The organism is Mesorhizobium sp. M1E.F.Ca.ET.063.01.1.1 (assembly GCF_003998155.1).
Classification (GTDB): domain Bacteria; phylum Pseudomonadota; class Alphaproteobacteria; order Rhizobiales; family Rhizobiaceae; genus Mesorhizobium.
On sequence record NZ_RZSC01001308.1, the window covers coordinates 1 to 902 of the forward strand.

Annotated in this window: 1 pseudogene; it reads left to right on the plus strand. The window is 66.6% G+C overall.

From position 1 onward, the window contains the following. Positions 1-6: 6 nt before the first annotated feature. Positions 7-902 (plus strand): annotated as a pseudogene (locus EOA29_RS41905) (hypothetical protein); the annotation flags it as partial.

Sequence of the window (902 nt, forward strand, 5' to 3'; positions counted from 1 at the left end):
GTGCAGATGTCGCTCGAGGACGAACTGGCGTTCGACGACCGCGAGATCGAGCAGCACCCCGGGGCCGCCGATGTTCAGCCGGTGGAAGCTCACGCCGCTGCCGAGCAATCGATCGCCGACGAAGATTTCGACAGCCAGGTAGATCAGGCCGAATTCGATCAGGTAATGTCCGACGTCGATTTGGGTTTCGATCAGCCGCAGGAGCTGATCCTGGAACAGGAGCTGTCGGTCGATGACGAGCGGCCGCAGTCTGTCGAGGACGAGCAGCCGACGGCTGTCGAGGACGAGCAGCTGGAGGCCGCCGAGGCGCCTGCGGAAGTTGCGCATTTCGCAGCCGATCCCGAACCCGTCGCCGATTACGAGCCTGTTGGCGACCACGAAGCATCTGCGGATCAGGTCGTCGAAGACGATTTCGAGCTCAGCTTCCGTGACGCTCTTGCCGAGGAGGCGGAGGCCCCCGCCGTCGATCCTGAACCCGTCGCCGATCACGAGGCCGCAGCCGATCAGGTCATCGAAGACGATTTCGAACTCAACTTCGGTGATGCTCTTGCCGAGGAGCCGGAAGTTCCCGCTGTCGAGCCAGCCGCCGCGGCTGAGCCGTCATTCGCCGAGCCTGCTGCGGCCGTATCGGCGCCGGTTCCGCCGGTCGCCGCAGTCGAGCCGGCCAAGCCGGCTGCGACCAGCAGCGAGCGGAGCCTGGAAGACGAACTCAACGCGTTGCTCGGCGCCATGACCGCGCGGCCCATTCCGGCCGCTCCGGCTCCGGCCGCCCCCATTGCAGCCGCCCCGATGCCAGTCGCCAAGGAACCCGCTTCGGCACCGCAGCGGGCGGGCCACACCGGCCATCAGGCCGCCGCCGATGATCTCGATTGGGATCTCGATGAGCACGAGCCTGCACGCGA